This is a genomic window from Roseateles sp., assembly GCF_036486225.1.
Lineage (GTDB): Bacteria > Pseudomonadota > Gammaproteobacteria > Burkholderiales > Burkholderiaceae_C > Roseateles.
In genome coordinates this window covers 1-6914 of sequence record NZ_DASVNZ010000322.1, presented here as the reverse complement: position 1 = coordinate 6914, position 6914 = coordinate 1, and the positions used below count along the sequence as shown (strand labels likewise).

The following is a 6914-nucleotide window of genomic DNA, read 5'->3' as shown; positions in this document are numbered from 1 at the left end:
CGCCGCGCGCCGCGCCAGCGCATGGCCGCGCGGCAGCAGCAGCACCAGCGGGTCGGCGCCCAGCTCGACGCGGTGCAGCCGCGCGTCGTCCTCCCGGTGGCTGGAGGTCGCCAGGTCCACCTCGTAGGCCAGCAGCGCGTCCACCATCTGCCGGGAATTGCCCGCCGAGATGCTCAGCTCCACCCGCGGGTGCCGCGTCCTGAAGCGCTGCGCCAGCGTCAGCGTGTAGTACGGCGCCGTCGCGCCCAGCCGCAGCGTGCCGCCGCGCAACTCGGCCGAATCGCGCAGCGCGAACTCGATGTCCAGCTCCTGCTGCAGCAGCGCGTCCACCTGCGGCATCAGCCGCCGGCCCGCGTCGCTCAGGCTCAGCCGGCCGCCGCCGCGGTGGAACAGCTCGACCCCGTACTGCTCCTCCAGCGCGCGGATCTGCGTCGTCACCGTCGGCTGGGACAGGCCCAGCTGCTTGGCCGCGCCGGTGATGGACCCCAGCCGCGCCACGGCGAAGAAGGCCTTCAGCTGGTTCACGAGCACGGCGTGCTCCCTGGATCTCCCGATACCCCCAAAACGGCCAATACCGGTTTCCGTGAACTTGGGGCGTTTGACGCGTCAATGACATATCCCATTCCTACAGTGTCCCCCATCGACCACCGCCCGCTGGAGCGCCCATGCCGATCACCTCCCTGTCGACCACCCGGTCGAGCCCCCTGTCCACCGTCCTGCACGCCGCCGCGGCGCTGGCCCTGGCCGCGATCGCCGCGCTCACCAGCCCCGAGGTCCACGCCCAAAGTGCCCAGGCCAAGACCGAGCTGCTGGTCTACAGCGCCCTCGAGGCCGACCAGATCAAGGCCTACAAGACCGCCTTCGAGCAGGACCACCCCGCCATCGAACTGAAGTTCGTCCGCGAGTCCACCGGCATCGTCACCGCCCGGCTGCTGGCCGAGAAGGCCAACCCGCAGGCCGACGTCGTCTGGGGCCTGGCCGCGACCTCGCTGATGCTGCTGGACAAGGAAGGCATGCTGGCCGCCTACGCGCCCAAGGGCCTGGAGCAGGTCCGCGCCACGATGCGCGACCCGCGGCCGCAGCCGACCTGGGTCGGCATGGACCTGTGGTCCTCCGCCGTCTGCTTCAACACCGCCGAAGCCGCGAAGCGCAGCCTGCCCAAGCCGACCTCCTGGGCCGACCTGACCCAGCCCGTCTACAAGGGCCTGCTGACGATGCCGCACCCGGCCTCCAGCGGCACCGGCTACCTGATGGTGTCCGCCTGGCTGCAGATGATGGGCGAGGCCAAGGGCTGGGCCTTCATGGACGCGCTGCACCAGAACATGGGCGTGTACACGCACAGCGGCTCCAAGCCCTGCCGCCAGGCCGGCGCCGGCGAGTTCCCGGTCGGCCTGTCCTTCGAGTACCGCGCCAACAAGACCAAGAAGGAAGGCGCGCCCATCGACATCGTCTTCCCGAAGGAAGGCCTGGGCTGGGACGTCGAGGCCACCGCCGTCATGAAGACGACGAAGAAGCTGGACGCCGCCAAGGCGCTGGCCGACTGGTCCGTGACCCGCAAGGCCAACGAGCTCTACGCGAAGAACTTCGCCGTGCTGGCGCTGCCGTCGGTGCAGGAGCAGCTGGAGTTCGTGCCGTCCGACCTCGACAAGCTGCTGGCGAAGAACGACTTCAACTGGGCCGCCGCGAACCGCGACCGCATCCTCGCCGAGTGGTCGCGCCGCTACGAGGCCAAGGCCGAAAAGAAGTGATCGAGAAGAAGTGATCGAGAAGAAATAAGCCGGACCTCCCCATGCTGCATCTGCGCCAGATCACCAAGCGCTTCGGCCCGCAGACGGTGCTGCAAGGCATCGACCTCGACCTGCGCGACGGCGAGTTCGTGTCGCTGCTGGGGCCGTCGGGCTGTGGCAAGACGACGCTGCTGCGCATCGTCTGCGGCATCGAGACGCCCGAGCTCGGCCAGGTGCTGATGCACGGCCTGGACATCACCGCCTGGCCGGCGTCGCAGCGGCGCTTCGGCGTGGTGTTCCAGTCCTATGCGCTGTTCCCCAACATGACGGCGCGGGAGAACGTCCGCTACGGCCTCAGCGAACTGCCTCGCCGCGAAGCGGCTGAGCGCGCCGACGAGATGCTCGCGCTGGTGGGCCTGCTCGAGCAGGCCGGCAAGTTTCCCGCGCAGCTGTCCGGCGGTCAGCAGCAACGCGTCGCGCTCGCCCGCGCGCTGGCGCCCCGGCCGAAGCTGCTGCTGCTCGACGAGCCGCTGTCGGCGCTGGACGCGCAGGTCCGCCAGGAACTGCGAACCGAGATCCGCTCGCTGCAGCAGCGCCTGGGCATCACCACGCTGATGGTGACCCATGACCAGGACGAGGCGCTGGCGATGTCGGACCGCGTGGTGCTGCTCGCCAAGGGGCAGATCGCGCAGCAGGGCGCGCCGCGGCAGCTCTACGACCGCCCGGCGAGCGCGCTGGTGGCGGGGTTCGTCGGCCGGATGAACTGGATGGACGGGCAGGTCGTCGCCGAGGGCCGCGTGCGCGTCGGCACCACGCTGCTGGACGGCGATACGCGGGTCTACAAGACCGGCAGCGTCGTGCGCGTGGGCATCCGCCCGGAGGCGATCCGTTTGATGGACGGGGAGGGCGCGATGCTGCGCGCCCGCATCGAGACGCTGCAGTTCCACGGCGCCGTCACGCAGGTGCTGCTGCGCTGCGAGGCTCTTGGTGTCGGAGCCGGGACTGGTGCTGGTGCTGGTGCGGGTTCGGGCGCCGGTGGCACGTTGATGCTCGAGATCCCGAGCGGCGAGGCCGCCGGACTCAGCGAAGGCGAGGTCCGCGGCTTGCGATTGCCCGCCGCGGCGCTGCAGCTCTTCGACGCGCCGCTGTCGATGCGGAGGGTGGCGTGAGCGCTGAAGACGCGGTAGGGCGCGCTCGCTGGCTCCCTCTCCCGCTGCGTGGGAGAGGGCGGGGGGTGAGGGCCAGCGGCCTGTCGCAGTCCTCACCGCAACCCCTCTCCCGGGTCGCGCCGGCGCCGCTTCAACGGGGACGGAGCGGCGAAGCCTGGGTGCTGCGCGCGCTGCTGGCCGCCGGCCTGGTCGCGTTGGCCGTGATCATCCTGCTGCCCCTGTTGTCGCTGCTGGCGCAGAGCGTGCTCGACGGGCAGGGCCGTTTCGTCGGCGCGTCGCACTTCGTCGCCTACTTCTCCACCGGACGATGGAGCGCGCTGTGGAACAGCGTCGCGCTGTCGGCCGTCTCCGCCGTCATCTGCGTCGCGCTCGCCTACGGTTATGCCTGGGCGCTGACGCACACGGCGCTGCCCGCCAAGGGGTTGTGGCGCGCGCTCGCGCTGCTGCCGCTGCTCGCGCCCTCGCTGCTGGCCGCCATCGGTCTGGTCTACGCCTTCGGCAACCAGGGCCTGCTGAAGGCGGCGATGCAGGCGCTGGGCATCGCCAGCATCTACGGTCCGGCCGGCATCGTGCTGGGCTCGGTGCTGTGGACCTTCCCGCACGCGATGCTGATCCTCGTCACCACGCTCTCCAGCAGCGACGCCCGCACGATCGAGGCCGCGCGCTGCCTGGGCGCCGGCGGCTGGCGCGTGTTCCGCACGGTGACGCTGCCGGCCAGCCGCTACGGGCTGCTGATCTCGCTGGTCGTGGTGTTCGTGCTGGTGCTGACCGACTTCGGCGTGCCCAAGGTCGTCGGCGGGCAGACCGCGATGCTGGCCACCGACATCTACAAGGAAGTCGTCGGCCAGCAGCGCCTGGACCGCGGCGCCGTCGTCGCGCTGCTGCTGCTGTTGCCGGCGCTCGGCGCCTTCGTGCTGGAGCAACGTCTGCGCGCGCGCCAACGCGCCGTGCTGAGCCTGCGCGCCGTCCCGCACGTGCCGGCGCCGCATACGGCGCGCGACCTCGCCGCGCTGCTGTACTGCGCGCTGATCGCCGCGGCGCTGGCCGGCGTGTTCGGCATCGCGGTGTACGCGTCCTTCGCGCAGTACTGGCCGTACCAGCTCGCGCCGACGCTGGCGCACTACCAGTTCGACATGAGCGACGGGGGCGGCTGGGCCAGCTACGGCAACTCGCTGCGCCTGGCCGGATGGACCGCGCTGGCGGGCACGGCACTCAGCTTCCTGCTGGCCTGGCTGGTGGACAAGTCGCGCGGCTTCGTCGCCGCGCGCGGCGTGCTCAACGCGTTGGCGACGCTGCCGATGGCGGTGCCGGGTCTTGCCCTGGGACTGGGCTACATCCTGTTCTTCAACGCGCCGTGGAATCCGCTGCGCGGCTGGTACGGCGGGCTCGGCCTGCTGGTGCTTTGCACGGTGGCGCATTACTACTCGGTGGCGCATCTGACGCAGCTCGGGGCGCTGCGCCAGCTGGACCCCGAGTACGAGCGCGTGGCCGAGTCGCTCGGCCTGCCGTTCTGGACGCACCTGCGCCGCGTGCACCTGCCCATCGCGATCCCGACGCTGGTGCAGGTGGCGGGCTACTTCTTCGTCAGCGCGCTGACGACGGTGTCGGCGGTGGTGTTCCTGTATTCGCCCGATACCACGCTGGCCGCGATTGCGGTGCTCGCGATGGATGACGCCGGGGATACCGCGCCGGCGGCCGCGATGGCGACGCTGCTGTTCGTGACGGCGGCCGTTGGGCGCGGTGTCATCGGCCTCGTCGGGCATGTGCTCATACAACGCACCCAGCGGTGGCGCGCGAGGTAGCGCTCGAACTTCCGTACTTCCACCGCCGCTGGCCCTCACCCCCACCCTCTCCCGCAAGCGGGAGAGGGAGTCCGACCGGCTCTGGTCGCAATGCCGGCTCCTCTTTCTCCCTCTCCCGCTTGCGGGAGAGGGCAGGGGTGAGGGCCGGCTGACGTGGAAGTGCTCAAACCCTCTTGCTTCCTGAATTCTCATGACTCATGACCTCCTCGTGGTCGGCGCCGGCATCGTCGGCCTGGCCCATGCCTGGGCCGGCGCGAAGCGCGGCTGGCGTGTCGTCGTCGTCGAGCGCGACGCGGCCTGCATCGGCGCGTCGATCCGCAACTTCGGTTTCGTCACCGTGACCGGGCAGCAGCGCGGCGCGCACTGGCGCCGCGCGCGGCGCTCGCGCGATCTGTGGGCCGAGCTCGCGCCCCAGGCCGGCCTGCGCATCGAGCACGCCGGCCTGCTGCTGGCCGCACGTTGCGAAGAATCGGAAGCGCTGCTCGACGCCTTCCTCGCCACCGAGATGGGCGAGGGCTGCGAGCGGCTGGGCGCCGCCGGCGCGACCGCGCGCCAGCCCGGTCTGCGCGCAGAAAGCCGGCACGACAGCGGCTCGCACAGCGACGCCTTGCGTGGCGCCCTGTACAGCCCGCATGAACTCCGCGTCGAATCGCGCGACGCGATCCCGCGCATCGCCGCGTGGCTGGCGGAGCGGCACGGCGTCGAGTTCCGCTTCGGCGAAGCGGTGCTGGAGGTCGAGGCGCCGCACGTGCGCACGTCCCGCGCCAGCTACCGCGCCGAACGTGTCGTCGTCTGCTCGGGCGCGGAGCTGCACGGGCTCTTCGCCGACCGCTGGACGCCGCATGCGCTGTCGCTGTGCCAGCTGCAGATGCTGCGCGTGCGCCCGCCGTCGGGCTTCCGTCTGAACGCCGCGTTGATGGCCGACCTGAGCCTGGTGCGCTACGAGGGCTACTCGGCGCTGCCCGAGGCGCAGCCGCTGTTGCGGCGCTTGTCCGCCGAGCGCCACGACGCGCTCGCCCACGGCATCCACCTGATCGCGGTGCAGAGCGCCGACGGCACGCTGGTGGTCGGCGACTCGCACCACTATGGCCCGGTGCTGCCGCCGTTCGCGAGCGAGGCGGTGGACCGGCTGATCCTCGACGAGTTGCATCGGCAACTGGTGTTGCCGTCGCTGGAGGTGGTGGAGCGCTGGACCGGCGTCTATCCGGTCAGCGCGTCGGCGCCGTGCCTCGTCGAGGCGCCGGACGAGCGCACGCGGCTCGTGATGGTCACCAGCGGCACCGGCGCGAGCACCGCCTTCGGCTTGGCGGAAGAGGTGCTCGCGGGCTGGTGAGGGCGTTCGCACTTCCACCGCCGCTGGCCCTCACCCCCGCCCTCTCCCGCGGTGCGGGAGAGGGAGTCCGGCGCTGCTCCTCTCACCCCAGTCTTCGTTGGCGGAAGTCAACGCTCCTGCAGGCTCTCGCTGCGCACCCGTTCCAGCGGACTCAGCAGGAAGCCGATGACGCGCCGGCTGCCGGTGCGCACTTCCGCGCTCAGCGCCATGCCCGGCCGCAGCGGCACGCGCTGGCCGTCGATCTCGATGTCGCGGGCGGCGAGCGTCAGCGTCACCGCGAATCTCGGCCCCAGCTGCTCGTGGTCGATCGCATCGGGGCTCACCCGCGTGACGGTCGCGGGCAGCGTGCCGTGACGCGTGAACGGGAAGGCCTCGAGCTTGATCGCCGCGGCGTCGCCCACGCGCACGAACCCGATGTCCTTGTTCTCGAGCATCACCTCCGCCGTCACCGGCGCGTCCTCGGGCACGACCACCATCAGCGCCTGCGCCTCGGTCACGATGCCGCCGGCCGTGTGGATCGCCAGCTGCTGCACCGTGCCGTCCACTGGCGCGACGAGGCGCGTCAGCTGTTCGCGCCGGCCTGCCTTGCGGTGCTCCGCCTCGATCTGCGCCAGTCGGGCGGCGGCCTGTTCGCGCGTCGTGTGCCAGCGCTGGCGGACCTCGGCGATCAGCGCGGTGCGGGTGGCCCGGGTCTCGTTCAGCGCAGCGTCGGTCTCGCGCGAACGGGCCTGCTGGGTCTCGAGTTCTCCGCTCAGGTCGACCCGCTCGCGCCGGCGGTCCTCCCAGCTGTGCGTGGAGGCGAAACCCTCGCCCGCGAGCGCCCGCAGGTCCTCCTCGCGTCGCGCGGCCAGCGGCAGCGCCGCTTCGAGCCGCGTGGCCGCGG

The 6914-nt window shown here is 71.5% G+C and carries 6 protein-coding genes; 4 read left to right on the top strand and 2 right to left on the bottom strand.

The genetic code is table 11. The features are described 5' to 3' along the window. Window positions 1-531, bottom strand: a 531-nt coding sequence (locus VF536_RS21105; protein ID WP_331616844.1) for a LysR family transcriptional regulator, incomplete at its 3' end; no start/stop codon positions are given. A 134-nt stretch (window positions 532-665) separates the two neighbouring features. Between VF536_RS21105 and VF536_RS21100 the strand changes: the two genes are divergently transcribed. The 4 genes from VF536_RS21100 to VF536_RS21085 all read left to right on the top strand — a co-directional run bounded on the left by VF536_RS21100 (window position 666) and on the right by VF536_RS21085 (window position 6031). Then, entirely contained in the window at window positions 666-1748 is a 1083-nt protein-coding gene (locus VF536_RS21100) for a putative 2-aminoethylphosphonate ABC transporter substrate-binding protein (RefSeq protein WP_331616843.1), read from the top strand. Window positions 1749-1789: 41 nt separating this feature from the next. Further along, window positions 1790-2896: an ABC transporter ATP-binding protein gene (locus tag VF536_RS21095; protein ID WP_331616842.1), complete on the top strand. Its 1107-nt coding sequence runs from the start codon at window positions 1790-1792 to the stop codon at window positions 2894-2896. A gap of 65 nt (window positions 2897-2961) precedes the next feature. After that, window positions 2962-4698 carry a putative 2-aminoethylphosphonate ABC transporter permease subunit gene (locus VF536_RS21090; protein WP_414710424.1) on the top strand — a complete coding sequence of 579 codons (1737 nt, stop codon included), beginning with the start codon at window positions 2962-2964 and terminating at the stop codon, window positions 4696-4698. Between the two features lie 190 nt (window positions 4699-4888). After that, window positions 4889-6031: a TIGR03364 family FAD-dependent oxidoreductase gene (locus VF536_RS21085; protein ID WP_331616841.1), complete on the top strand. Its 1143-nt coding sequence runs from the start codon at window positions 4889-4891 to the stop codon at window positions 6029-6031. A gap of 107 nt (window positions 6032-6138) precedes the next feature. Here the strand turns inward: VF536_RS21085 and VF536_RS21080 are convergent. Beyond that, window positions 6139-6914: HlyD family type I secretion periplasmic adaptor subunit (locus VF536_RS21080; RefSeq protein ID WP_331616840.1), on the bottom strand; the 776-nt coding region annotated here is incomplete at its 5' end.

Bases quoted from the DNA above. Each gene is read 5' to 3' on its own strand.
- VF536_RS21100 (WP_331616843.1), top strand. From the start codon at position 666: ATGCCGATCACCTCCCTGTCGACCACCCGGTCGAGCCCCCTGTCCACC.
- VF536_RS21095 (WP_331616842.1), top strand. From the start codon at position 1,790: ATGCTGCATCTGCGCCAGATCACCAAGCGCTTCGGCCCGCAGACGGTG.
- VF536_RS21085 (WP_331616841.1), top strand. From the start codon at position 4,889: ATGACTCATGACCTCCTCGTGGTCGGCGCCGGCATCGTCGGCCTGGCC.